This is a genomic window from Pseudomonadota bacterium (assembly GCA_040752895.1).
Classification (GTDB): Bacteria; Pseudomonadota; Alphaproteobacteria.
Genome location: JBFMHN010000012.1, coordinates 1 through 2,090 on the forward strand (window position 1 = coordinate 1; position 2,090 = coordinate 2,090).

Genomic DNA, 2,090 nt, shown 5'->3' on the forward strand with positions numbered 1-2,090 from the left:
CGCCCGGCTTTTGGCGTAAGGTTTGGCGTAAGGTTTGGCGTAAGGACGTTCACGGGGGGATTTCAATCATGGCGTTGTTTCCGCTGGTTTCCAATTTTCAGGGCGATTTTTTGCTGCAACTCGTCGCCGTCGACACGGAAAACACGATGGATGAGGTGGCCGCGGCCGCGGCGGTGCATTCCGCCGGCAAACGGGTCCCCATTCAGAAGAAACCGCTTCGCGTTCGCGTCCAGGGAGAAAAAGAGCCGTTTCCCCGCGACCTCAAGATAAAGGACTCCAAGCTTCCGCCCATGACGCCGGTCGAAATCTATTACGAACAATAAAAAAGAAGAAAAGGCACGACATGGCGTTCACGAAAATCTGTTCGCTCGACGAACTGTGGGAAGGCGAGATGGAAATGCGGCCGATTGGCAAGGTGCCGGTCTTGCTCGTCTACCCGGAAGGCGGCGAGGTCAAGGCCTATCAGGGCATCTGCCCCCATCAGCAGGTACCGCTTTGGGACGGCAAGTTCGACGGCAGCGTCCTCACCTGCAAGGCGCACGAGTGGACGTTCGACGGCAAGACCGGCGAGGGGATCAACCCCGGCGGGTGCCGGCTTGCCGAATACAAGGTGAAAGTTGAAGGCGAAGACGTGTACGTCGACGTGGAAGGGGTTTCGCCGAACTTTGCGACGGGCGCCTGAGGCGTCCGCCGTCGTTCAACCGGCCAGGAGTGAGGGATATGAGCGCAGCTAGCACGAAGAACAAGGTCGGCCCGGTCCTGATGACCGGCGAGATCGCCGACGCCGCGATCGAGGCGCTTGAAGAAGACAACCCGGGCAAGACGTTCGAGGTCGAGGACCACGAGTCCTACGTCCGGGTCCAGACGGACGACGACTGCATCATCCGCCGCAAGACGATGGCGAAAATTCTCAGCCGCCCCTTTGTCATGCAGGAACTCGAGGTTGTTCTCAGCACGTTTGCCGGCCGCATTGACCTTTCGTCCGAACACGCCCGGTTCTATTTCGAGAAAAAATTCTAAGGCGGCGTTCGGGAAAAATTCCCGAAGGCCCGAGGGAGGAAAACGATGAGCGAGGATGCGTCCGAAGTCCTGAAGCCGCTGAAAACCTTCAGCCACCTGGCGAAGGAGCGGCGACGGCCCAGCGAATACGAGATCACGACGACGAAAGCCTACTGGCTGATGGATTCCTTGTCGCCCGGGAACGATTTTCCGGGCGAACGGCAGACGACGGAGCCGTTCGAGATCTCGCCCACGATCCCGATGGCGACGTGGTACAAGCGCTACCGCGACGGCTCGCCCCTGCAGTACGACAATTGGGAAGCCTTCCGCGACCCCGACGAGATCATCTACCGCACCTACTGCCGGATGCAGGACGGCCAGGAGACTTACGTCGACGGCATCCTGGACGAGTTCAGCGAAAGCGGCCACGACGCCGATCTTTCGGCCGATTGGGTGAAGGTGCTGGCGGCGACCTATGCGCCGGCGCGTTATCCCCTGCACGCGCTGCAGATGGGATCCGCCTATATCGCCCAGATCGCCTGTTCCAGCACGATCGCCAACTGCGCCATGTTCCAAACGGGGGACCAGTTCCGTTGGGTTTCGCGGGTCGCTTACCGGACGGCCGAGCTTGCGAAGGCGCACCCGAAGGCCGGCTTCGGCAAGGACGAGCGGAAACACTGGGAGGAGGATGCCCACTGGCAGGGCTTCCGCGAACTGTTGGAGAAGGCGCTCATCGCCTACGACATGGGCGAAAGCTTCGTCGCCCTCAACCTTGTCGCCAAGCCCGCCTTCGACGAGGCGTTCTTCCGCCAGTTCGGGGCCTCGGCGCGCCGTAACGGCGACATGCTCGTCCACTTCCTGGGCGACGCGGCGCTCCGCGACGCCGAACGCTCGCGGCGCTGGTCGACGGCGCTGGTCGAGCTTGCCCTCAAGAACCCGGCCAACCGGAAGGTGATCCAGGGCTGGTTCGACAAATGGGTGCCGCTGGCCGAGAAGGCGGTGGACGCCTTCTGCGCCGCCCTTCCCGACAACCCCGACGGCGCCAAGGAAGCAAAGAAAGCCACGCGGGCGTTCCGCGCAAGCCTCGGCTT

Annotated in this window: 4 protein-coding genes; all 4 read left to right on the forward strand. The window is 62.0% G+C overall.

Annotated elements, in window-relative coordinates; translation table 11 throughout:
- The first annotated feature begins 68 nt into the window (after window positions 1-68).
- Window positions 69-323, forward strand: coding sequence for a toluene-4-monooxygenase system B family protein (locus tag AB1781_11335; GenBank protein MEW5705159.1), 255 nt, complete (start codon window positions 69-71; stop codon window positions 321-323).
- 20 nt (window positions 324-343) lie between these two features.
- Window positions 344-682, forward strand: coding sequence for a Rieske 2Fe-2S domain-containing protein (locus AB1781_11340; GenBank protein MEW5705160.1), 339 nt, complete (start codon window positions 344-346; stop codon window positions 680-682).
- Between the two features lie 38 nt (window positions 683-720).
- Complete coding sequence (locus AB1781_11345) at window positions 721-1,020, forward strand: MmoB/DmpM family protein (protein MEW5705161.1); 300 nt, start codon at window positions 721-723, stop codon at window positions 1,018-1,020.
- A gap of 45 nt (window positions 1,021-1,065) precedes the next feature.
- A partial coding sequence (locus AB1781_11350) for an aromatic/alkene monooxygenase hydroxylase subunit beta (GenBank protein MEW5705162.1) occupies window positions 1,066-2,090 on the forward strand: 1,025 nt, incomplete at its 3' end.